General features: G+C 71.4%; 18 protein-coding genes. 1 reads left to right on the top strand and 17 read right to left on the bottom strand.

Translation table 11 applies throughout. The features are described 5' to 3' along the window. The 8 genes from SMA5143A_RS19915 to SMA5143A_RS19880 form a co-directional block, all read right to left on the bottom strand. The coding region (locus SMA5143A_RS19915; RefSeq protein ID WP_107464245.1) for a 2Fe-2S iron-sulfur cluster-binding protein at window positions 1-1,538 on the bottom strand (1,538 nt) is incomplete at its 3' end. Further along, on the bottom strand, window positions 1,535-2,428 hold the full coding sequence (locus SMA5143A_RS19910) for an FAD binding domain-containing protein (protein WP_107464244.1): 894 nt from the start codon (window positions 2,426-2,428) through the stop codon (window positions 1,535-1,537). The genes SMA5143A_RS19910 and SMA5143A_RS19915, both read right to left, overlap by 4 nt. Window positions 2,429-2,707: 279 nt before the next feature. Then, window positions 2,708-4,354, bottom strand: a complete 1,647-nt coding sequence (locus tag SMA5143A_RS19905) for a beta-N-acetylhexosaminidase (RefSeq protein ID WP_375136522.1) — start codon at window positions 4,352-4,354, stop codon at window positions 2,708-2,710. A 1-nt stretch (window position 4,355) separates the two neighbouring features. Beyond that, complete coding sequence (locus SMA5143A_RS19900; protein WP_107464242.1) at window positions 4,356-5,207, bottom strand: carbohydrate ABC transporter permease; 852 nt, start codon at window positions 5,205-5,207, stop codon at window positions 4,356-4,358. After that, on the bottom strand, window positions 5,204-6,136 hold the full coding sequence (locus tag SMA5143A_RS19895) for a carbohydrate ABC transporter permease (protein ID WP_375136523.1): 933 nt from the start codon (window positions 6,134-6,136) through the stop codon (window positions 5,204-5,206). Before SMA5143A_RS19895 ends, SMA5143A_RS19900 begins: the two co-directional genes overlap by 4 nt. A 29-nt stretch (window positions 6,137-6,165) precedes the next feature. Then, window positions 6,166-7,467, bottom strand: coding sequence for an extracellular solute-binding protein (locus SMA5143A_RS19890; protein WP_107464240.1), 1,302 nt, complete (start codon window positions 7,465-7,467; stop codon window positions 6,166-6,168). 243 nt (window positions 7,468-7,710) lie between these two features. Further along, the gene (locus SMA5143A_RS19885) at window positions 7,711-7,995 is read right to left on the bottom strand and encodes a DUF3039 domain-containing protein (RefSeq protein WP_079049583.1); all 285 of its coding nucleotides are present in this window, start codon (window positions 7,993-7,995) and stop codon (window positions 7,711-7,713) included. A 29-nt stretch (window positions 7,996-8,024) separates the two neighbouring features. Beyond that, a complete protein-coding gene (locus SMA5143A_RS19880; protein ID WP_107464239.1) occupies window positions 8,025-8,597 on the bottom strand; it encodes a YqgE/AlgH family protein in 573 nt (190 codons plus the stop codon). 312 nt (window positions 8,598-8,909) lie between these two features. On the opposite strand from SMA5143A_RS19880, the gene murA reads away from it, so the two are divergent. Further along, the gene (gene murA / locus SMA5143A_RS19875) at window positions 8,910-10,256 is read left to right on the top strand and encodes a UDP-N-acetylglucosamine 1-carboxyvinyltransferase (RefSeq protein ID WP_055537783.1); all 1,347 of its coding nucleotides are present in this window, start codon (window positions 8,910-8,912) and stop codon (window positions 10,254-10,256) included. 187 nt (window positions 10,257-10,443) lie between these two features. Here murA and SMA5143A_RS19870 read toward each other — a convergent pair whose 3' ends face one another. The 9 genes from SMA5143A_RS19870 to SMA5143A_RS19830 form a co-directional block, all read right to left on the bottom strand. Beyond that, window positions 10,444-10,725 (bottom strand): HU family DNA-binding protein, encoded by a 282-nt coding sequence (locus tag SMA5143A_RS19870; protein WP_055512725.1) that lies wholly within the window; start codon window positions 10,723-10,725, stop codon window positions 10,444-10,446. Between the two features lie 317 nt (window positions 10,726-11,042). Then, window positions 11,043-12,458, bottom strand: a complete 1,416-nt coding sequence (locus SMA5143A_RS19865; RefSeq protein ID WP_107464238.1) for an NAD-dependent malic enzyme — start codon at window positions 12,456-12,458, stop codon at window positions 11,043-11,045. A 362-nt stretch (window positions 12,459-12,820) separates the two neighbouring features. After that, window positions 12,821-15,118, bottom strand: a complete 2,298-nt coding sequence (locus SMA5143A_RS19860; RefSeq protein WP_107464237.1) for a HelD family protein — start codon at window positions 15,116-15,118, stop codon at window positions 12,821-12,823. Window positions 15,119-15,234: 116 nt separating this feature from the next. Beyond that, the gene (locus tag SMA5143A_RS19855) at window positions 15,235-16,059 is read right to left on the bottom strand and encodes a zf-HC2 domain-containing protein (RefSeq protein ID WP_375136521.1); all 825 of its coding nucleotides are present in this window, start codon (window positions 16,057-16,059) and stop codon (window positions 15,235-15,237) included. Beyond that, the gene (locus SMA5143A_RS19850) at window positions 16,056-16,631 is read right to left on the bottom strand and encodes a sigma-70 family RNA polymerase sigma factor (protein WP_079049401.1); all 576 of its coding nucleotides are present in this window, start codon (window positions 16,629-16,631) and stop codon (window positions 16,056-16,058) included. The genes SMA5143A_RS19855 and SMA5143A_RS19850 overlap by 4 nt, the downstream gene beginning before the upstream one ends. Window positions 16,632-16,952: 321 nt before the next feature. After that, window positions 16,953-17,543, bottom strand: coding sequence for a CGNR zinc finger domain-containing protein (locus SMA5143A_RS19845; RefSeq protein WP_107464236.1), 591 nt, complete (start codon window positions 17,541-17,543; stop codon window positions 16,953-16,955). 303 nt (window positions 17,544-17,846) lie between these two features. Then, window positions 17,847-19,004, bottom strand: coding sequence for a uroporphyrinogen-III synthase (locus SMA5143A_RS19840; RefSeq protein WP_107464235.1), 1,158 nt, complete (start codon window positions 19,002-19,004; stop codon window positions 17,847-17,849). Window positions 19,005-19,140: 136 nt separating this feature from the next. Continuing rightward, window positions 19,141-20,523 carry an MFS transporter gene (locus tag SMA5143A_RS19835; protein WP_107464234.1) on the bottom strand — a complete coding sequence of 461 codons (1,383 nt, stop codon included), beginning with the start codon at window positions 20,521-20,523 and terminating at the stop codon, window positions 19,141-19,143. A 182-nt stretch (window positions 20,524-20,705) separates the two neighbouring features. Continuing rightward, window positions 20,706-22,454 carry a fatty acyl-AMP ligase gene (locus tag SMA5143A_RS19830; protein WP_107464233.1) on the bottom strand — a complete coding sequence of 583 codons (1,749 nt, stop codon included), beginning with the start codon at window positions 22,452-22,454 and terminating at the stop codon, window positions 20,706-20,708. Window positions 22,455-22,590 lie beyond the last annotated feature (136 nt).

Genomic DNA, 22,590 nt, shown 5'->3' with positions numbered 1-22,590 from the left:
TGGCCCCCGAAGGACAGGCCCTGGCCGCCGTACGACTGGCCGGGGTCGTTCGGGGCCGGGGGCGGGGTCCCCTGGGCCTCGTACGCCGCCGGGTTGACGCCGCCGGCGCCGGGGCCCGCCTGGTGCGGGATGCGCGCCTCGTCGGTGTCGGCGCCGGTGTCGCCGTCGCCGGCCGCGTGCGCCGCGCGTTCGGCGACGACGTCGCGGACGGCCGCCAGCACGCCGCGGTAGCCGGAGCAGCGGCAGAGGTTGCCGCACAGCGCCTGGCGGGCCTCCAGTTCGGTGGGCGCCGGGTTGCCCTCCAGGAGGTCGTGCACGGTCATCGCCATGCCGGGCACGCAGAAGCCGCACTGGACGGCGCCGCACCGGGCGAGCGCCCGCTGCACGTCGGAGGGCTGCCCGTCGACGGCGAGCCCCTCGACGGTGCGCACCTCGCTGCTCGCGGCGGTGACGGCGGGCACCAGGCAGGAGGCCACGAGGCGGCCGTCGACCTGGACGTTGCAGGCGCCGCACTCGCCCTGGGAGCAGCCGTCCTTGGCGCCCGCGAGGCCGAGCCGCTCGCGCAGCACGTAGAGCAGCGACTCGCCGATCCAGGCGTCGGTGACGGGCCGGTCGGCGCCGTTGACGCTCAGGACGTACGAGGCGAGGGGGTGGTCGTCGTGCGGGGGCGGGGTGGGCTCGGCGGCCGGGTCCGCGGCGTCCGCGTCCTCGGCGTCGGGGGCCTCCGCGTCGGACGCCTCGGCGGGCGTCCCCGGCTCCTGCGGGCCCGTGGGGTCGCCGTCGGCCTCGGCGGCCTGCTCGTCGCTCCCGGCGGGCTCCTGGGTGCCCTCGGGGGCCTCGGGGGTCTCCTCGGCGGCGTCGGGGGCCGGCGCCTCGGCGGGAGCGCCGGAGGGCTCTGCGGGGGCCTCGGCGGACGCGTCGGCCGGGGGTTCCTCGGCGGCGCCCTCCTCGGCCCGCTTCGGCGGCGGCGCGGTCCACGCGGTGCCGATCTGCTCCGTCGCCCAGGGCGCGGGGGCGCCGCCGGGCAGGGTGGCGGGCGGGGTGCCGCCCCACTGCTCGACCAGGGCCGACGTACTGAACTCGCCCGATTCGTCCGGAAGGTCACCTCCGGCGACCGGGATCGACCACTCGCCGGTCACGTCGTGACCGGGTGCGGCGCCTTCCTGCGCGGCGGGCTCCTCGAACGTCCACTGCCCGGTCGAGCCGGGGTTGTACGTGAAGCCGTCCTGCGCCGGGGGCTGCTGCTGCCCGGCGTTCGGGTCGTGCCACTGGGTGCCCTCGGCCGGCATGGACCAGGAGCCCGTGCCGGACGGGTCGGTCCCGGCGGCGCCGGGCGGGTTGGCCGCTATGGGCGGCGGCACATAGCCGTGGCCGGGCGCGGCGAGCGGGCTGTCGGCGGCGAACAGCGCGTCGATGCCCCCCTCGGGGAGCTGGACGAAGGTGGTGGCGCCGTCGTCGTAGTCGCCCTGCGGCAGTCGCTCCCAGCCGCTCTGGCCCCCCTGCTGCCCGGTGCCCTCTCCGTGCTGGTCGTCGGTCACGACAGCGCCCTCCCCAGTGCTCGTCGGGCCAGCGCGGCGACGGTGCGCCGCAGGTGCAGTACGGCGGGCGGAAGCGGTGGCACGGAGCCGTCGACCTCGGGGGCCGGGTCCGGGATGCAGGCGGCGGCGACGTACTCGCCGAAGGCCTGCAACGCCTCGGGGACCAGGGTGCGCTCGCCGTCCCAGTCGATCAGCCCGGCGACCCACGCCTCGGCGTCCAGCGGGCGCAGCGGCATCGGCGCTATGGCGCCGACGGCGCACCGCACCCCGCGCCGGGCGGGGTCGAGGACGAGGGCGACCGAGGCGGCGGCGCGGCCGGGGCCGGTCCGCCCGGTGGCCTTCAGGAAGACCTGGGGGGCGTGCAGCAGCGGCACGCGCACGAATCCGATCAGTTCGCCGGGGCGCAGCATCTCCATGCCGGCCAGCAGATGGGAGACGGGCATCTCCCGGCGGGCCCCGTCCGGGCCCGCGATGACCAGCGTCGCCTCCAGGGCGGCCAGCACCGGCAGCGCGTCCCCCGTGGGGGCGGCCGTCGCGATGTTGCCGCCGAGGGTGCCCGCGTTGCGGATCTGCGGCGGTCCGGCGGCGCGCGCGGCGGCGGCGAGCGCCGGAATGAGCGCCGCGAAGTCCGGGCGCCCCATCCGGGCGTGCGTCAGTCCGGCGCCGAGCAGGGCGTGTCCGTCCTGGTACTGCCAGCCGCGGATCTCGCTGATCCTGCCCAGCCCGACCAGCGCGGCGGGCCTGAGCTGCCCGGAGTTGACCGCGGTCATGAGGTCCGTGCCGCCCGCCACCGGAACCGCCCAGGGCATGGCGGCGAGGGCCGCCACGGCCTCGTCGAGCGAGCCGGGCAGGGTCACGGCCTGCGCCGTCTGCGGTGCGTGCGTGGTCAAACCGGCTGCCCCTTCCCGCTGCCCCTGCTGGTCCGCCTGTGTTGCCGTACGGTACGTGCTGACAGGGCGGACGTGGCAACTCTGGCACATTCTCGCGAGGCCCGAACGCGGGGGTCCGCTAGGAGGCATTCGCCCACCTCACCTCGGGAATGGTCCGTTTTGGTACGGGATCTCCCACAGGTTCTTTTTGCTGACCTTCAGTGATTCTTGCGCCTCTTGTTCCAGGTGAGGGCCATCTCGCGGGGCATCGGCTTTCGGACGCGCGCGGGCGCCGCCGCCTCACACGTTCGGGGGCGCCCCCTCGATCGGGCGTCCGAGCACCCCGGGGCGCCGCTGCCACGGGCGGGGCCCGCCGGGCGGCCGATAACCGACCCCCAGGGCGTCAAGTCGGCGATAGTGGGCGGTCATCCGCCGCTCGAAGTCGGCGAAGTCCCGTTCGGCGGGCGCGGGCAGCCGGCTCCAGGCCACCTCGGCGAAGGCCGCGAGCCGCGGGAACACCTGGTAGTCCACGCGCGCGGGGTCCTCCATCACCTCGGTCCACACATTGGCCTGGGTGCCCAGCACGTGCAGCGCCTCCTCGGGCGTCAACTCCGGTGGAACCGGCTCGAACCGGAAGACGTCCTCCAGGGTGCGCACATAGCCGATCGGGACCGGTTCGTCGGGCCCGTCGTGCTGACGGTGGTCCAGGTACACGTGCTGTTCGGGGCACATGACCACGTCGTGGCCCGCGCGGGCCGCCGTGACGCCGCCGGCGTAGCCCCGCCAGGACGACACGGCCGCACCCGGCGCGAGGCCGCCCCGCAGGATCTCGTCCCATCCGATCAGGCGACGCCCGCGCGCCGTCAGCCAGTTGTCGAAGTGCCGGACGAACCACGACTGAAGGCCGTCCTCGTCCGTGAGTCCGAGCTCCCGGATGCGCGCCTGCGCGGTGGCCGAACGCTTCCACTGGTCCTTGACGCACTCGTCGCCGCCGATGTGCACGAACGTCGAGGGAAAGAGTTCCAGGACTTCCTCCAGGACCCCTTCGTAGAAGCGCAGGGTGTTGTCCGTGGGGGCGAGGACGTTTTCGTTGATGCCCCAGGTGTCCCAGACGGTGAGGGAGGCCGTGTCGACGACATCGGTGTTGCCCAGTTCCGGATACGCGGCGATCGCGGCCTGGCTGTGTCCCGGGATGTCGATCTCGGGGACCACGGTGATATGCCGTTCGGCGGCGTAGGCGACGATCTCGCGGAGGTCGTCCCGCGTGTAGTGACCGCCGTGCGGTTTCTCCTCCCACAGCGGTGACGCCCTATGACCGAATTTCGTACGGGCCCGCCAGGAACCGACCTCCGTCAGCCTCGGGTATCGCTCGATCTCGATCCGCCAGCCCTGGTCGTCCGTCAAGTGGAAGTGCAGGACGTTGAGTTTGTGCGCGGCCATCAGATCGAGATAGCGCAGCACCTGGTCCTTGGGCAGGAAGTGCCGGGCGACGTCGAGCAGGAGGCCGCGCCAGGCGAAGCGGGGGGCGTCCTCGACGGTGACCTCGGGAAGGTCCCAGTCCTGGTCGGGACTGAGGGGGGCCCGCCGGTAGGCGTCGGGGCCGAGCAGCTGCCGGAAGGTCTGCGCGCCCCGGAAGACGCCTGCCGCGCTGCCGCCCTGGATGAGGTGGTCGGCGCTGCCGATGACCACGCGGTAGCCCTCCGGCGGCAGGTCCGGCTCGATGCCCAGGGTGAGCCGGGGCGCGGACCCGTCGTCCTCCGCGAGGGCGTATCCGGTCGCGGCGCCGACCGTCGCCCGCAGCCAGCGCGCGACGCCCTCGGTGCCGGGCCCGGCCACCAGCCGCGTCCCCTCGTCCAGGCGACCGCGGCCGGGGTGGTTCCGGAAGACGCGGCGGGGCGCCGGAATCAGTTCCGTTCCGTCGAGTTCCGTCATGTCACTTTCTGTCATGTCATTCCTTGACCGCTCCGCCCAGTCCGGAGACCAGCCGTCGCTGGACGAGCACGAAGAAGACCAGCACCGGAATCGTCATCACCGTGGACGCCGCCATCACGCCGCCCCAGTCGGGTTCTTCCGGCTCGAAGTAGACGAGCAGGGCCATCGGCAACGTCGACCGGGAGGTGTCGCTGATGATGAAGGACTTGGCGAACAGGAAGTCGTTCCAGGTCGAGATGAAGGAGAAGACGCTGGTGGCGACCAACCCCGGCAGGACGAGCGGGAAAAGGACCTGCCACAGGAATCGGGAACGGCTCGCCCCGTCGAGCTGGGCGGCCTCCTCCAGGGACACCGGTACGGCCTTCACAAAGCCCCTCAGCATCCAGATCGCGAAGGGCAGGGAGAAGGCGATGTGGGGCAGGATCAGCGCGCCCAGGGTGTTGAGTTGACCGGCGTCCCGCATCAGGAAGAACAAGGGGATGGTGAGCGCCTCCACGGGCACCATCTGGGCGATCAGGAACATGATCAACAAGGTGGTCCGGAAACGGAAGCGGAATCGGGTCACCGCCGTCGCCGCGAGAAACGCGATCAGCGCGGAGGCGATCACCACGGCGCAGGCGACGACAACGCTGTTGAGGAAGTAGCGGCCGAATTCCTGCTGCCCGAGGACCCGGTGGAAGGAATCCAGTGTCGGCGCGAGGGTCCAGGGCCGGGCCTCGGCCGACTCGATCTCCCCCGCCGGTCTGACGGCGCTCAACACCATCCAGTACAGCGGGAACGCCACCACGACCGCGATGACCAGCGCGGACGCCTCGGCGACGAGCCGCCGGGGCCGTCTGGGCCACCGCCGGGATCCCGTCGAATTCACAGCTCCTCCCCCTGTCCGCGGAGCAGCCGCAAATACACCAGGGTGATCGCCAGCAGAATCACCAGCATCACCACGCCGATCGCCGAGCCGAGGCTGTACTCGGAGGCGGCGAAGGCCTTTTGGTAGGCGTACACGTTGAGTACGAGGTTCTGGCCGGCGATACCGCCGCCGCCCGTCATCACATAGATCTGGGTGAAGACCTTGAAGTCCCAGATGATCGACTGAATGGTGACGACGACGAGGATCGGGCGGAGCATCGGGGCGAGCACCGACCGCCAGATCCGCCACTGCGAGGCCCCGTCGAGGGCCGCCGCCTCCAGGACCTCGGACGGGACGGCCCGGATGCCCGCGTAGACCGTCACCATCACGAACGGGAAGGAGCACCACACCACTTCCAGCAGGACGAGGAGGAAGGCGCTGTACCGCCCGTACGTCCACGAGTGGTCGCCCAGCCCGAGCACCCGGTTGACGGGGCCGAAGTCGGGGTCGAACAGCAGCAGCCACACCGTCGAGCCGGTGACCGCCGGGGTCGCCCACGCGCCCAGCGCGGCCAGCATCAGCGCCAGCCGCGGCACGGCCCGCACCCGGGTCAGCAGCACGGCCAGGGCGCAGCCGACGGCCAGCGTGGACACCACACAGGCCGCGGCGAAGCCGACGGTGGCCAGCAGCACCTGCCAGAACTGGGCGTCCGCGAAGAGTTCGACGTAGTTCCCGGCCCCTCGGAAGGAGGTCGGTTCGCCGCCGCTGACCTGCGCCTGGGTGTACTCCAGCAGGGAGATCAGGCCGAGCTGGCCGACGGGATAGACGAGCAGCGCGCCGAGCACGACGAGCGCGGGGGCGAGATAGAGCCAGGGAGTCCAGGCCGCGGCGCGCCGCGGGCGGGCGCGGGGGCGCGGGACGGCGGGACCGCCTCGCACCCGCGAACACACCGTGCCACCCGGGCTGGTGGGCACGGGCGTCACCCGACGGAGCTGAACGCGTCGTTCATCCGGTCCGCCGCGTCCTCGGACGCCTCGTCCACGTCCTTCTTGCCGCTGACGACCTCCTGGAACATCGTCGGCAGCACGAGCGACGCGTCGATCCGGGCCCACGCGGGCGAGACCGGCACGAACCTGGTCCCGGAGGCCAGCGTCTTGACGAACGGCTCGATGAACGGCTCCTTCTTCGCCGCCTCGGCCCGGACGTCGGTGTACGTCGGCAGGAAGCCCATCGCGTCGAAGAGCGCGCCCTGGGTCCGCTTGGACGCGAGCCGCTTCATGAGGTCGACGGCGAGCGTGCGGTGCGGGGTGCTCCTGAGTACGCCGATGTTGTTGCCGCCCGCGAACGCCGGCGCCACCGAACCGGACTTCACCCCCGGAAGCGGTACGACCGCGTACTTGCCCTTGACCTTCCCGGCCTCCACGGCGGCGTGGCTGAAGTCACCGCCGATGGCCATACCGGCCTTGCCCGCGGCGAACGCGGTGACCGTGTCGTTGCCGCCCATGCCCGCGCACTTGGCGGCGGGGCAGTTGTCGTCGCCGAACAGGGAGGTGTACGTCTCGATGCCCTTGCGGGCGGCGTCGCTGTCGATGGTGGAGGCGTACGAGCCGCCCCGGCCCTCGGCTATCTCGCCACCGTTGGCCCAGACGAAGGGCATCGCGCCGTAGGTGTACGCGCCGCCGACGACGAGGCCGTACAGCTCGGGCCTGGCCGCGCGGATCCGCTGGGCGGCGGTCGTCAGCTCGTCCAGCGTCCTCGGGGGCTCCAGGCCGAGTTCGTCGAAGACGTCCGTGCGGTAGTACAGGGCGCGGACGCCCACGAAGAAGGGGGCGCCGTAGACCTTGCCGTCGACGGTGACGGAGGTCCTGGCGGTCGGGTCGGAGTCCTTGGCGTCGGCCCAGCCGTTGAACTCCGTGGTGACGTCGGCGAGTCCGCCGTCCTTCACGTAGCCGGCGGTGTCCGTGTTGCCGTACTCGATGACGTCGGGGGCGCTCTTCGGGTCGTTGAAGGCGGCCTTCATGCGCTCGGCGCGGGTCTCGACGGGGATGTACTCGACCTCGACCTTCGCGCCGTCGTGCGCCTTCTCGAAGGCGGCGACGACCTGGTCGACGACCTTCTCCTTCGGATCGTTGCTCACCTCCCGGAAGAGCCAGAGCCGCAGGGTGCCGGTTCTGTCGTCCTTCGCGGCGGACGAGTTGTCGGACGTCCCGGGGGCGCAGGCGGTGAGCCCCGCGAGGGCGAGGGCCGCGACGGGGGCGACGAGTCGGGCGGCGAGCTTCATGGCGCGTGGTCCTCCGGAGGGGGGTGCGGAGTGTTGCATTCTCTGCAACGGGCGTTCTGCTCTCTACAACACACCGGAGGCTATGGAGTACATGAACATGACCACAAGAGGTCTCGACCAGTTGTGACCAAGAGAGGGCGCCTGATGGCTCGGGGGTGCGGGTTCGTCGGCGCCACTGGGCGCCCGGCGCAGCAAAGACCGCGGTACCCGCTTCCGGGGTACCGCGGTCACATCATCGGGCCGCTACTTCTTGCCGCCGCCGTCGTCGTCCCCGCCACCCGCACCGAGCGAGTCGAAGATCTCCTTGCACATGGGGCACACGGGGTACTTCTTCGGGTCGCGACCCGGTACCCACACCTTCCCGCACAACGCCACGACGGGCGTGCCGTCGAGCGCGCTCGCCATGATCTTGTCCTTCTGGACGTAGTGGGCGAAGCGCTCGTGGTCACCGTCGCCGTGCGACACCTGCGGCGTCGGCTCGACGAGGGTCCCCGTACCAGTACCGCGCTCGGGCTCAAGAGTGCTCATGCCGCCAAGGGTACTGGGGCTCGCACGCATCAGTTGAGCGAAGGGTCGTCGGGGTACGTGGCCACCATCGCGAGTTCGCTGCGCTGGCGGCGCAGGACCTCCCGCCAGAGCCGTTCGGGCGAGGGGGACGACACGTCGCCGGGTTCCGACTCGACGACGTACCAGGCGCCCTCGACCAGTTCGTCCTCCAACTGGCCGGGGCCCCAGCCCGCGTAGCCGGCGAAGATGCGCAGCGAGCCGAGCGCCGAGGCGAGGAGCTCCGGCGGGGCCTCCAGGTCGACGAGCCCGATCGCGCCGTGGACGCGCCGCCAGCCGAGCGGGGCCCGGTCGACGGGGCCGCCGCCGGGTATCACGGCGACGCCGAGCGCCGAGTCCAGGGACACCGGGCCGCCCTGGAAGACGACCCCGGGTTCGCCGGCGAGTTCCGCCCAGCCCTCCAGGATGTCCCCGACGCCCACCGGGGTGGGGCGGTTGAGGACCACCCCGAGCGAGCCCTCCTCGTCGTGGTCGAGGAGCAGCACCACAGCGCGGTCGAAGTTCGGGTCCGCCAGGGCGGGCGTGGCCACGAGCAGCCGCCCTGTGAGCGAGGACACCTCGGTCATGCCAGACATGATCCCGCATCCTGCCCGTGCGCGGGGAGCCAATCCCGGGAGCGGAGTGAACGCAGCTCAGGGCGCACCGGTGCGGACCCCGCGCAGAGCCGGTTCGGTGACCCCATGTGCCCGGCCGTGGACGGTTCGTGTTGTGGCGAACTCATGACGTGGCTGAGAAGTACTCGGGCTTACGGAAGGGGGGTGGGCGGCGTTTACGCTAGCCCTTCCGGCCCACACCGAAACGGCTCCCGCACAACGGGAAAACCGGTCGGTCCCCCACGCCGTAACGCCCTCTGCCCTACTCCACGGAACGCGAGATTCATGACCGTCAACGGCTCTGACGACGTACTGCTTGTACACGGCGGCACCCCGCTCAGTGGCGAGATCCGTGTCCGCGGTGCGAAGAACCTCGTACCCAAGGCCATGGTCGCCGCGCTGCTCGGCAGTGGTCCGAGCCGGCTGCGCAACGTCCCCGACATCCGCGACGTGCGGGTGGTGCGCGGGCTGCTCCAGCTGCACGGCGTAACGGTCCGCCCGGGGGACGAACCGGGCGAGCTGGTGATGGACCCGACGAACGTGGAGAGCGCGAACGTCGCCGACATCGACGCCCACGCGGGCTCCTCGCGCATCCCGATCCTCTTCTGCGGCCCGCTGCTGCACCGCATCGGCCACGCCTTCATCCCCGGTCTCGGCGGCTGCGACATCGGCGGCCGGCCGATCGACTTCCACTTCGAGGTGCTGCGGCAGTTCGGCGCGAAGATCGAGAAGCGGGAGGACGGCCAGTACCTGGAGGCCCCGCGGCGGCTGCGCGGTACGAAGATCCGGCTGCCGTACCCGTCGGTCGGCGCGACCGAGCAGGTGCTGCTCACGGCCGTCCTCGCGGAGGGCGTGACGGAGCTGTCGAACGCGGCGATCGAGCCGGAGATCGAGGACCTCATCTGCGTCCTGCAGAAGATGGGCTCCATCATCGCGATGGACACCGACCGCACGATCCGCATCACCGGTGTGGACTCGCTCGGCGGCTACACGCACAAGGCCCTCCCGGACCGTCTGGAGGCAGCCTCCTGGGCGTCCGCCGCGCTGGCGACGGAGGGTGACATCTACGTCCGGGGCGCCCAGCAGCGTTCGATGATGACGTTCCTGAACACCTACCGGAAGGTGGGTGGCGCGTTCGAGATCGACGACGAGGGCATCCGCTTCTGGCACCCCGGCGGCCAGCTGAAGTCGATCGCCCTGGAGACGGACGTCCACCCCGGTTTCCAGACCGACTGGCAGCAGCCGCTCGTGGTGGCCCTGACGCAGGCCACGGGCCTGTCGATCATCCACGAGACGGTCTACGAGTCCCGGCTGGGCTTCACGTCGGCGCTGAACCAGATGGGCGCGCACATCCAGCTCTACCGCGAGTGCCTCGGCGGCTCCGACTGCCGCTTCGGCCAGCGGAACTTCCTGCACTCGGCGGTCGTGTCGGGCCCGACGAAGCTCCAGGGCGCCGACCTGGTCATCCCCGACCTCAGGGGCGGCTTCTCGTACCTGATCGCGGCCCTCGCCGCCCAGGGCACGTCCCGCGTCCACGGCATCGACCTCATCAACCGCGGCTACGAGAACTTCATGGAGAAGCTCATGGAGCTCGGCGCGAAGGTGGAACTCCCGGGCAAGGCCCTCGGCTGACGCACCACCCACTCGGGCTGAGGCACCGCCCGTCGGGCTGAGGCACCCTCCGTCGGGCCGCCGCTTCGCCCGTCGGGCTGAGGTGCTGCCCGTGAAACGCCTGTGGGGCGGTCTCCCGGTGTCGGGAGGCCGCCCCACTGGCGTTACCGGGCCTCGTACGCCGCCGTGCGGCGTACGGGCGGCGGGATCACTTGCCCTTGGCGGCTTCCTTGAGCTTGCTGCCCGCGGAGACCTTGACGCTGTAGCCGGCGGGGATCTGGATCGGGTCGCCGGTCTGCGGGTTGCGCGCGGTGCGAGCGGCACGGTGGGTGCGCTCGAAGGTCAGGAAACCGGGGATGGTGACCTTCTCGTCGCCCTTGGAGACGATGTCACCGACGACGTCGGCGAACGCGGCCAGCACGGCGTCGGCGTCCTTGCGGGTCACCTCGGCGCGGTCGGCCAGCGCGGCCACCAGCTCACTGCGGTTCATTTTGTTACTCCCGTGTTCTTCTTGCCGTTGAGGCGGACCCGGGTCCGTCGTCAGACCCTCGCGCCCAGGGACGCATCCTGCACTCACCTGCGGCGGGAAAGCCAATCCGGCACCCATGGGAGTCACACGAACACCCTTGGGAGTCACACGAAAAGCGCCATGTCCACGCCGGTCCCGCTCGGCCCGCCAGGACGGCGGACTGGCCGCCACCCTAGGCGTACGTACGGCCCGGACCCCCGCGACGCGCCGGGATCCGGGCCCATCGTGGTGACCGTCACAGTCGGCCGGAGCCGCCGCCGGGCCACCCTCGACCGGGGTCAGGCCGTGGCGCCGGCGGCCTTCGCGGCCTCGCGGACCGCGCCGGCGACCGCTCCCGCGACCTTGTCGTTGAAGACGCTCGGGATGATGTAGTTCGGGTTCAGCTCGTCCTCGGTGACGACGTCGGCGAGGGCCTTCGCGGCGGCGATCATCATCTCCGTGTTGACGGTGCGGGACTGGGCGTCGAGGAGACCGCGGAAGACACCCGGGAAGACCAGCACGTTGTTGATCTGGTTCGGGAAGTCGGAGCGGCCGGTGGCCACGACGGCCGCCGTCTGACGGGCCACCGCGGGGTCGACCTCGGGGTCCGGGTTCGCGAGCGCGAACACGATCGCGTTGTCGGCCATGGCGGCCACGTCGTCGCCGTCGAGGACGTTCGGGGCGGAGACGCCGATGAAGACGTCCGCGTCGCGCACGGCCTCCTTCAGCGTGCCGGTGAGGCCCTCGGGGTTGGTGTTGTCGGCGATCCAGCGCAGCGGGGAGTCGGCGGCGGCGTCGACCAGGTCCGCGCGGTCGCAGTGCACGACACCGTGGATGTCGGCGACGACGGCGTTCTTCACACCGGCGGCGATGAGCAGCTTGAGGATGGCCGTACCGGCCGCGCCGGCGCCGGACATGACGACGCGGATGTCGCCGATCCCCTTGCCCGCCACGCGAAGTGCGTTGGTGAGGGCGGCGAGCACGACGATCGCGGTGCCGTGCTGGTCGTCGTGGAAGACGGGGATGTCGAGGGCCTCGCGCAGCCGGGCCTCGATCTCGAAGCAGCGGGGCGCGGAGATGTCCTCCAGGTTGATGCCCGCGAAGCCGGGGGCGATCGCCTTGACGATCTCGACGATCGCGTCGGTGTCCTGGGTGTCGAGGCAGAGCGGCCAGGCGTCGATGCCGGCGAACCGCTTGAAGAGGGCCGCCTTGCCCTCCATGACGGGCAGCGCGGCCTTGGGGCCGATGTTGCCGAGGCCGAGGACGGCGGAGCCGTCCGTCACGACCGCAACGGAGTTGCGCTTGATGGTGAGACGGCGGGCGTCCTCGGGGTTCTCCGCGATCGCCATGCACACGCGGGCCACACCGGGCGTGTAGACCATGGACAGGTCGTCACGGTTGCGGATGGGGTGCTTCGACGCCATCTCGATCTTGCCGCCGAGGTGCATCAGGAACGTACGGTCGGAGACCTTGCCGAGCGTGACGCCCTCGATGTGGCGCAGCTGCTCGACGATCTCGTCGGCGTGCGCGGTGGAGGTGGCCGCGATGGTGACGTCGATACGGAGCTTCTCGTGGCCGGAGGCGGTCACGTCGAGGCCGGTCACCGAGCCTCCGTTGGACTCGACGGCCGTGGTGAGCTGGGAGACCGCGGTTCCGCTCGCGGGCACCTCCAGGCGGACCGTCATCGAGTAGGAGACGCTGGGCGCCGTTGCCATGGCCGACTTCCTCTGCTTTCGCTACTGCGTTTGTGCGTTTTGCCGTCCGATCGTCGCACCTACCACCGAGTAGGCGTTAGCCCGGCGGGATTGAGAACGTTTTGTTCTCAACAGAAAGAGGTCCACGTCACAGGGACGTGGACCTCTCGCGTACTACTCGTGCTCAAGTGGCACCGACCCGCCATGCTCGCCTCGCGGCAAGTGGTCGCTCTGAGCGACGAAGGTTGGGCCCGGGGGCTTGGATCGAGCCGGTGCCACCGTCCAGGCTAACAGGCGCCCCGGCGTTCTGGGAGGTGACGGTGCGTCGGCGGGTGCGGGTGGGTCGTGGTTGCTCGCAGGCCCGCAGCCGACCGACTGCCCACTCAGTCCCGCAACAGGTCGGGGACCCCGTCCGCGTCTGGGTCGTCCCGCTCCGCCGAGACGACCGTCAGCTGCTGCGTCGCCCGGGTGAGTGCGACGTACAACACACGCAGCCCCGCCGGGCTCTCGTCGGCGATCTCCGCCGGGGAGACGACCACCGTGGCGTCGTACTCCAGGCCCTTCGCCTCCAGGCTGCCGAGGGCGACGACGCGGTCGCCGAGGCCGGCCAGCCAGCGCGCGGCCTCCTCGCGGCGGTTCATCGCGACGACCACGCCGACCGTCCCGTCGACGAGGTCCAGCAGCCGCGCGGCCTCCGCGCGGACCGTCCGGGCCAGGGTGTCGCGCTGGGCGGTGACGAAGCGTGGCTCGACGCCGGTGGAGCGGACCGCGGACGGGGACTGCGAGCCCGGCATCGCCAGCGCCAGCACCTTCGCCGCCAGTTCGGCGATCTCGGCCGGGTTGCGGTAGTTGACGGTGAGGGTGAAGCGGCGGCGCGGGCGGGTGCCCAGCGCCTCGTCGCGGGCCTCGGCCGCCTCGTCGGGGTCGGACCAGGAGGACTGGGCGGGGTCGCCCACGACCGTCCAGGTGGCGTGCCGGCCGCGACGGCCCACCATGCGCCACTGCATCGGCGTCAGGTCCTGCGCCTCGTCGACGATGATGTGCGCGTACTCGGTGCGTTCCTGGGCCAGCCGTTCGGCGCGCTCGCGCTGGGTCTCCTCGCGCACCGGCATCAGCTCCTCCAGGCCCGTGAGCTGGTCGAGCGGGTCGAGTTCACGCTTCTTGCGGGGGCGGGCGGGCATCCCGAGGATCGCCTGGAGCTCGTCGAGCATGGCGACGTCGTGGACGGAGAGGCCGTCCCGCTTCAGGGAGCGGGCGACCCGGCGGACCTCGCCGGGGTTGAGGATGCGCCGGGCCCAGCGGCCGAGGCGGCGCTCGTCGGCCATCGCGGTGAGGACCGCGCGCGGCGCCAGCTCGGGCCACCAGGCGTCGAGGAAGGCGATGAAGTCGTCCTCGCCGGTGATGTCCTCGTCGAAGGAGGAGCGGAGTTCGGCGGCGAGTTCGGGGTCCGTGTGCCGTCCCGCGGCGCCCGACCGGTCCCACAGGGCGTCGAGGAGGAGCTTGCGGGCGCGGGGGCGCAGCAGGTTGACGGGGGCCGTGCCGCCGAGCGCGTTGCGGCGGACGCGGTCCAGTTCCCCGGCCTCCAGCTCCAGTCGGCGGCCGAAGGCGACGACGCGCAGCCGGGTGGGCGCGTCGCTCCGCTCCAGCGCGCCCCGGGCGGCCTTCCGCAGCACCTTGAGCATGCGGTACGAGCCCTTGGCGCGGGCCACGGCCGGAGAGTCGTACAGGGTGGCCTCCACGCCGTCGACGAGGGAGCCGATGGCGCGGATGGCGACCTGGCCCTCCTCGCCGAGCGAGGGCAGGACGCCCTCCGTGTACGCGACGAGCAGCGGAGTCGGGGAGACGATGAGGATGCCGCCCGCGTACCGCCGCCGGTCCTGGTAGAGGAGGTACGCGGCGCGGTGCAGGGCGACGGCCGTCTTGCCGGTGCCGGGCCCGCCCTCGACGTACGTCACGGAGGCGGCGGGGGCGCGGATCACCAGGTCCTGCTCGGCCTGGATGGAGGCGACGATGTCCCGCATGGTGTGGCTGCGGGCCTGGCCGAGGGCGGCCATCAGGGCGCCGTCGCCGATGACGGGCAGCTCGTGGCCGTCGAGTCGCGCCGTCAGCTCGGGGCGCATCAGGTCGTCCTCGACGCCGAGCACCTTGCGCCCCTTGGAGCGGATGACGCGGCGGCGGACGACCCGGCCGGGGTCGACGGGGGTCGAGCGGTAGAAGGGGGCGGCGGCGGGGGCCCGCCAGTCGATGACCAGCGGCGCGTAGTCGGCGTCGAGGACGCCGATACGGCCGATGTGCAGGGTCTCGGCGATGTCGGCGGTGTTGTCGGGGCGGACCGCGCCCTCGGCGGGCTCGACGGCGGTGTACGCGCCGTCCGGGCCCTTCTTGCCGTCCTTGCCGAGGAGGAGGTCGATACGGCCGAAGAGGAAGTCCTCGAACTCGTTGTTCAGCCGGTTCAGATGGATGCCCGCACGGAAGACCTGGGCGTCCCGCTCGGCGAGCGCGCCGGGGGTGCCGACCTGGCCGCGCTTCGCCGCGTCGTTCATCAGGAACTCCGCCTCGTGGATCTTCTCCTCGAGACGCCGGTACACCCGGTCCAGATGTTCCTGTTCCACGCCGATCTCCCGCTCACGGACGGAGTCGTGAGCGGAGTCGAGCGTTTCCTGCTGAACCTGAGCGGCCACCCGGGCCCCCTTCTGACGTGCTGGGCAGCCGTCCACCGTACGCGACGGTAGCCCTCCGGGGGAACACCGGTGCCCCGCGCCCCCGAAAGACGAAGGGGACGCGGGGCACCGGTCGGTTACGCCTCGACCTGGACCAGCTTCTTGCCGGAGAAGGTCAGGACCTCGAAGTGGTCGATCTCGTCCGGGGTGAAGGCGGCGCCGCCCTCGACGTAGAGCGGGTTCCTGGCCTGCTCCGTCTTGGCGTCCTTGATGCCGTAACCCCAGGTCGGGACGGACCAGGAGGTGACCGTCTCCCGCTCGCCGTTCTTGCCGACGGCGATCAGCGAGCACTTCTCCGGGCCCTTGACGTTCTTCAGCTCCAGGACGGCGTGGGTTCCCCACGCCTTCGGCTGGGTGGCGACCGTCGCGCTGACCTGGCTGGCCGCGTCCGTGGACGAGACCTTGTCCTTGGCCGTGATCTTTATGAAGGCTTCCTTGGCCGGGTTGGCGGCCAACGGTGTGGCCGACTTGCCGTCGTCACCCCCGCCGGCCGTCGCGAACACCGCGGTGGGACCCGCGATGATCGCGGCGATGCCCGCCGCCAGCATGAAGAAGTTGCGCCGGCTCTTCTTGGCCCGGTGCTGGACGACCTCGCCGACCAGCCGGTCCGAGAGCTTGGTGCTCGGTTTCGCCGCCAGGGACTCACCGATCGCCGGTGTGCCCTGGGCCGCGGGCAGATCGGCGAGGGCGGCCAGCATGGGTTCCATGCCGGCCAGCTCGTCGAGCTGCTGACCGCACCATTCGCACGTGGCGAGATGGGCCTCGAATTGTGTGGCCTCGGCGTCGTCCAGTATCCCGAGGGCGTACGCGCCGACGGTTTCGTGGATGTTGTCGCCGGAACCTTGGGCTCCTTGCACAGACCCGGGCATTCCCGGTCCATACCCCCCGTAGATGTTGCTCATGCCGTCACCCCGCGCTCCTCCAGAGCCAGCTTCATCGACCGCAGGGCGTAGAACACCCGGGAGCGGACGGTTCCACTGGGGATGCCAAGCGTCTCGGCCGCCTCATTGACCGTACGCCCTTTGAAATAGGTCTCGACCAGGACTTCCCTGTGGGCAGGGGTCAGGTCGTCCAGCGCGTCCGACAGTGTCATCAGCCACAACGCCTTGTCGATCTCGTCCTCCGCGGGGATGACCTCCAGCGGCGACGGGTCGACCTCCTGCGGCCGGGCCTGCCGGCTGCGGTGGCCGTCGATGACGATGCGGCGTGCGACCGTCACCAGCCAGGGGCGTACCGATCCGGTCGCTCGATTGAGCTGACCGGCGTTCTTCCAGGCCCTGATGAGAGTTTCCTGCACGACGTCCTCGGCGCGCTGGCGGTCGCCCGCGACCAGACGCAGCACGTACGCGAGCAAGGGTCCAGCGTGCTCGCGGTACAGCGCGCGCATCAGCTCCTCGTCTGGCTCTGAGGGCTGCGACGCGCGATGTCGTGCCCTGTGCGGGCGGTCATCGGCCACAGCGGAATCCTTGCGCACGGCTACCTCCGGTGTCCGGGGGTTCCCCCAGTCGGTCGCTCACATCGGGATACGTAGGTAACCAGGTGTGTGTTCAGAGTTGAGCCACAACTTTCTCGATTAAACGCGGGGTTGGTGAGGCTCCTGAGGGACAAGCGCGGCCAAACCGGCTTCAAAACCTGCGCGGGAGGGCGGGAATTGTGAAGATGCGGATCTCGCGGTGTGAAAAACAGCACTGCTGCTTCTTTACGCGAGCGGGCCGGTTGCCCAACTGCTAGGCGGTGCCGGGGAGATGGGCAATTCACCGCCAAGCGGCGGTAAACGGGGCGGAAGGTACGCGATCTACGCGCGTGAAACAGCCGCGCGGCGGCGATGGCGGGCCACGCGTTCGCGGTTGCCGCAGATCTCGCTGGAACACCAGCGGCGGCGCCGGCCCCGGGACGTGTCGACGTACACGAGGGGGCAGTTGTCGCCGGCGCACTGGCGCAGGCTCGCGCAGGCGACGGGGTCGGTGAGCAACTCGACGGTGTCGCGGGCGACGACGGCGAGGAGGGCGGCGCGGTCGGGGATGTGCGCGAGGGCTCGGGTGAGGACGCCGGTGTCCGTGCGGACGGCTCGGGGGGCGGGGGGCGCGGGTCTCGCCAGCTCGTTGATCCGGGCGAGGGAGACGTCGTACGCGTCGGGGTCGGGGGCGGGCCGGGCGGTGGGGGACGCCGCCGGGTGGACCAACCCGGCTATGTGGCCGCGCAGTTCCCGGAAGGCCGGGAGCCAGTCGGGGGTGACGTGGTCGAGGGGGGTGTCCGGGGGCACGAGGGCGGCGGTGGTGATCCAGCGGCGCAGGTGTGCGGGGGTGGTGAGTTGCTCCTCGGGGTGGGTGGTGGCGAGGAGGTCCAGGCAGAGATGGCCGCAGTCGAAGCGGGGGGTGTAGGACATGGGCCTGTCACCGCCTAGGGGTCACCGCGTCGGGGGGGCTCAGGTGTTCGTACCCGCTACGGCGGTGTGTCGCACGTGGCCGGGCGCGGCGCCTAGTAGCTCGGGGGTACGCGTTCGTTGGCGGGTGCGGGTGGTGTGTGGTTTCTCGCGCAGTTCCCCGCGCCCCTGGAGGAACGGGCCTGCGGCCCTTCCTCCGGCTGAAAAGCACGGGGCGCAGCCCCGGTCGCTTTTCAGGGGCGCGGGGAACTGCGCGAACAACCCCCCACCACCCGCACCCGCACGACAACAGTGGCCCCCGAGCTATTAGGCGCCCGGCGCTCCGTACTTCGTGTCGGCTGCCGGGTCCAGCGCCAGCCGGTACCCCCGCTTCACCACCGTCTGGATGAGCTTCGGCGCGCCCAGCGCCGTGCGCAGGCGGGCCATCGCCGTCTCCACGGCGTGTTCGTCGCGGCCCGCGCCGGGGAGGGCCTTGAGGAGTTCGGAGCGGGGGACGACCCAGCCGGGGCGGCGGCCCAGCGAGCGGAGCAGGGACATGCCGGCGGGCGGGATCGGCCGCAGCGCGCCGTCGACGAGGACCGCGTGGCCGCGGATCTCCACGCGGTGGCCGGCGATGGGCAGGGTGCGGGCGCGGCCCGGGAGTTCCTGGCAGAGGAGCTGGACGAGGGGGCCGAGGCGGAACCGTTCGGGCTGGACGGTGTCGATGCCGTGGGCCTGGAGGGGAAGGGCCGTCACCGGGCCGACGCAGGCGGGGAGGACGTCGTGGTGGAGGGCGTTCAGCAGGTCGGGGAGGAGCCCCTTGTCCTCGGCGCGGGACAGCAGTGAGGCGGCGGCGGGCGCGCTGGTGAAGGTGAGGGCGTCGATGCCGCGGCCGACGGTCGCTTCGAGGAGGCGGTCGACCGGGGTGAGGTCCTCCGGCGGCAGCCAGCGGTAGACGGGGACGCCGACGACCTCCGCTCCGGCGGCCCGCAGCGACTCCACGAAGCCGGGGAGGGGTTCGCCGTGGAGCTGGACGGCGATGCGGCGGCCCTCGACACCGTGGTCCAGCAGCCGGTCCAGTACCTCCGCCATCGATTCGGAGGAGGGGGACCACTCCTCGGTGAGGCCCGCGGCGCGCACCGCGCCCTTCACCTTCGGTCCGCGCGCCAGGACTTCGACGCCCCGGAGGCGCTCCAGGAGGGCCTCGCCGAGGCCCCAGCCGTCGGCCGCCTCGATCCAGCCGCGGAAGCCGATGGCGGTGGTCGCCACCACGATGTCGGGTGCCTGGGCGAGGAGGTCCTTGGTGGCGGCGAGCAGTTCGCTGTCGTCGGAGAGCGGCACGATGCGGAGGGCCGGCGCGTGGAGGACGGACGCTCCGCGACGCTGGAGCAGGGCCCCCAGTTCGTCGGCGCGGCGCGCGGCTGTCACGCCCACCGTGAACCCCGCCAGGGGGCCGTGGTCTGGTCGCTGCTGTTCGTCGTACATGGCTCTCGTCCCGCCCGAGTCGTAGTACCTGGCTCTGGCACCTACATGCCGAACGAGCCTGTCAACGCTGCGTGACAGGCTCGGTTCGGGTTGATGTCGCTGGTGTTACGTCACACGTGTCACGCCATGGGCGATGTCACACCTCGGCGTAGCTGAGCTGCGGCTTCGCCTCCGTCTCGGCCGTCGCGGTGACCGTCTTGGCGGCCGGCCGGCGAAGGTATACGGCCCAGGTCACGGCGAAGCAGAGCCCGTAGAAGGCGAGGAAGCTGACGAAGGCGCCGGTGCCGGAGCCGACCGTCAGGAAGGACTGGCGGAAGGCCAGGTTGATGCCGAGGCCGCCGACCGCGCCCACCGCGCCGATGATGCCCATGGAGGCTCCGGACAGGCGCCGTCCGTAGGCCGCGGCCTCCTCGCCCTCCAGGCCCTTGGCGAGGGCCTTGGCCTGGAAGATGCCCGGGATCATCTTGAAGGTGGAGCCGTTGCCGAGGCCGCTGAGGACGAACAGCGCGATGAACGCGGTGGTGAACAGCGGGAGCGACTTCTGCATGGAGGCGAGGACGATGACCCCGGTGGCGCCGGCCATGGCGACGTAGTTCCACAGCGTGATCTTCGCGCCGCCGTACTTGTCGGCGAGGGCGCCGCCCACCGGGCGGATCAGGGAGCCGAGCAGCGGGCCGATGAAGGTGACGTACGCGGACTGGAGCGGCGTACGGCCGAACTGGGTCTGGAGGACGAGGCCGAAGGCGAAGCTGTAGCCGATGAAGGAGCCGAAGGTGCCGATGTAGAGGAACGACATGATCCAGGTGTGGGCCTCCTTCACGGCGTCCTTGGCCGCACCGGTGTCGTTCTTCACGGAGGCGATGTTGTCCATCTTGAGCCAGGCGAGGGCCGCGGCGATCACGATGAACGGGATGTAGATCCCGAGCAGGACGCGCGGGCCGCCGCTGGCGCCGATCACGGCGAGACCGATGAGCTGCACGACCGGGACGCCGATGTTGCCGCCGCCCGCGTTGAGGCCGAGCGCCCAGCCCTTCTTCCGCAGGGGGAAGAAGGCGTTGATGTTGGTCATGGAGGAGGCGAAGTTGCCGCCGCCGATGCCGGCGAGCATCGCGCAGATCAGGAACGTGTTGAACGACGTGCCCGGTTCCATCACGGTGAACGCGGCGACGGTCGGGATGAGCAGCAGGCTCGCCGAGACGACCGTCCAGTTGCGGCCGCCGAAGATCGCCACCGCGAAGGTGTACGGGATGCGGACGACGGCGCCGACCAGGGTGGCCATCGAGACGATGAAGAACTTGTCGGCCGGGGTGAGCCCGTACTCGGGGCCCATGAAGAGGACCATCACGGACCAGACGGTCCAGATGGAGAAGCCGATGTGCTCGGAGAGGACCGAGAAGATCAGGTTGCGGCGGGCGACCTTCTCGCCGGTCTCGTTCCAGAAGGTCTCGTCCTCCGGATCCCACTGCTGGATCCAGCGGCCTCCCCTACTGGCAGCGGGGGCTGTGCTAGGGGCTGTCATGACGCCTCCACGGTTCTCCGGGCTTGGACTTGCTGGGGGTGATGGCTTATGCGTCCGAAGGTAGGGAGGGCGCGTTTCCGTGCTGTGGCACCGAGTGACCGCAAAGGAACTTTGCTCTCACGGCGCCGTGGGCCCGCCGGTGAGGAAAGCGCTCACCCGGCGGGACCCCGCGGCGGACCCGCTCAGTCAGCCACAACCCCCAGTGCCCCGTCCAGATACAGCTTGCGGCATCCCCTGCGCTGGACCTTCCCGCTGGTGGTACGGGGCAGGGCGCCCCTGCGTAGCACCACGACCTCGTCGACCCGCAGCCGCTGTCCGTCGTGCACGGCCGCCCCGACGCGTTCGCGCAGCTCTTGTGCGCCGACCTGGCGGAGGACCCTTCCGTCGGTCTCGACGACCACCACCAGCCGTTCCCGCTCGCCGTCGTCCACGGAGAACGCCGCCGCGCAGTTCGGCCGCAGCCCCGGCACCGCCGACTCCGCGGACAGCTCGATGTCCTGGGGGTAGAAGTTGCGGCCGTTGCGGATGATGACGTCCTTCAGGCGTCCCGCGACGAACAGTTCCCCTTCGTGGAGGAAACCCAGGTCGCCCGTGCGGAGAGAGAGGGACGCACCGCTCTCGCCCGCCACGCGGCCCCCGAACGCCTCCTGGGTCTCCTGCGGGCGTTCCCGGTAGCCGAGGGCGACGCACGGGCCGTCGATCCAGATCTCGCCCAGGCGGCCGGATTCGCGGGGGGTGCGGGTGGCCGGGTCGATCACGCGGACGCGGGTGGTGGCCGAGGGGAAGCCGGAGCCGACCAGCGGCTGGGCGTCGGGCGCCGACTCTCCCACGATCTCCAGACGGCCGTCCTTGAGGGCAGTCGAGGACACCCACAGCACGGTCGGCGGCCGGTCGGCGGGGCTCGCCGTCGCCTTGAGGGTGTTCTCGGCCAGCCCGTAGCCGGGGGTCATGGCCTCCGGGGCGAACCCGTACGGGGCGAACGTCTCGGTGAAGTCCCGCACCGCCCGCCAGCGCACCGGTTCGGCCCCGTTCGCCGCGACCCGCCATGAGGAGAGGTCCAGGTCGACGTCCCCGGCGTCGCGCAGCGCGCTCACGCACAGCTCGTACGCGAAGCTCGGTGCGGCGGCGTGTGTGCCCCGGTAGGTGGACAGGGCCTCCAGCCAGCGCAGCGGGCGGCGGATGAACGCGGCCGGCTCCATGAGGTAGGCGGGGATGCCGGAGCACAGGGGCAGCAGGACGCCGAACAGCATGCCCATGTCGTGGAAGAGGGGCAGCCAGGAGACGACGACGCCGTCGCGGCCGGTGGGCCAGATGTCCTCGGTCTCGGAGACGTTGGCGAGGAAGTTGGCGTGGGAGACCATCACGCCCTTGGGGTCTCCGGTGGAGCCGGAGGTGTACTGGAGCAGCGCGATGTCGTCGGGGAGCGGGGCGGGGCCGTTCCAGTCGACCGGCGTGGCGGGCAGGGCCTCGGTGTCGACGAGGGTGAGGCCGGCCAGTTCGGGGAGGTCGGCGAACTGCCGCTCCAGGTCGGCCTTGAGGGCCGCGGTGGTGAGGATGGTGCTCGTGCCCGCGTCGTCGGCGATCCGGCGCAGCCGCTGGACGCCGCGCCGGCGGGTGGGGACCTGGACGGGGGCGGCGGCGACCCGGGCGTACATGCAGCCCAGCAGCGACCGGATGAACTCCAGGCCCGAGGGATACAGGAGCAGGGCGCTGTCGCCCGCTCCGAGGCCGGCCGCCGCGAGGGCCGCGGCCCGGGTGTGGGCGTCGGTCTCCAACTGGCGGTAGGTGAGGGAGCCGTCGGGGGTCTCGCCCTCGCGGAGGTGGATGTACGCGATCTCGTCGGGCTGTCTGACGCTGCGCAGGTGCAGGGCCTCGGTCACCGTGGTGACGAAGGTGGCCCGGGGCGGGATGAGCGTGCCGGCAAGAGCCATGGTGAGGGTCCGTTTCTTCGGTCGTGGATGAGGTGCGACTTCAGGAAGGGACCGCGACGGTGGGGGTCGGGAGGGGGGCCGAGGCGTTCGCGGGGAGAGGGGCTCTGCCCGGCGGCCTGGGGAGCCGCCGGGCGGG

The organism is Streptomyces sp. MA5143a, assembly GCF_900290235.1.
Classification (GTDB): Bacteria; Actinomycetota; Actinomycetes; order Streptomycetales; family Streptomycetaceae; genus Streptomyces.
Note: the sequence above shows the minus strand (reverse complement) of the source record. Positions and strands in the feature narration are given on the sequence as shown.

Coding starts and splice junctions, on each gene's coding strand:
- SMA5143A_RS19905 (WP_375136522.1), bottom strand. CDS start 4,354: ATGACAGAAAGTGACATGACGGAACTCGACGGAACGGAACTGATTCCG.
- SMA5143A_RS19890 (WP_107464240.1), bottom strand. CDS start 7,467: ATGAAGCTCGCCGCCCGACTCGTCGCCCCCGTCGCGGCCCTCGCCCTC.
- SMA5143A_RS19885 (WP_079049583.1), bottom strand. CDS start 7,995: ATGAGCACTCTTGAGCCCGAGCGCGGTACTGGTACGGGGACCCTCGTC.
- SMA5143A_RS19880 (WP_107464239.1), bottom strand. CDS start 8,597: ATGACCGAGGTGTCCTCGCTCACAGGGCGGCTGCTCGTGGCCACGCCC.
- murA (WP_055537783.1), top strand. CDS start 8,910: ATGACCGTCAACGGCTCTGACGACGTACTGCTTGTACACGGCGGCACC.
- SMA5143A_RS19870 (WP_055512725.1), bottom strand. CDS start 10,725: ATGAACCGCAGTGAGCTGGTGGCCGCGCTGGCCGACCGCGCCGAGGTG.
- SMA5143A_RS19865 (WP_107464238.1), bottom strand. CDS start 12,458: ATGGCAACGGCGCCCAGCGTCTCCTACTCGATGACGGTCCGCCTGGAG.
- SMA5143A_RS19855 (WP_375136521.1), bottom strand. CDS start 16,059: ATGAGCAACATCTACGGGGGGTATGGACCGGGAATGCCCGGGTCTGTG.
- SMA5143A_RS19845 (WP_107464236.1), bottom strand. CDS start 17,543: ATGTCCTACACCCCCCGCTTCGACTGCGGCCATCTCTGCCTGGACCTC.
- SMA5143A_RS19840 (WP_107464235.1), bottom strand. CDS start 19,004: ATGTACGACGAACAGCAGCGACCAGACCACGGCCCCCTGGCGGGGTTC.
- SMA5143A_RS19835 (WP_107464234.1), bottom strand. CDS start 20,523: ATGACAGCCCCTAGCACAGCCCCCGCTGCCAGTAGGGGAGGCCGCTGG.
- SMA5143A_RS19830 (WP_107464233.1), bottom strand. CDS start 22,454: ATGGCTCTTGCCGGCACGCTCATCCCGCCCCGGGCCACCTTCGTCACC.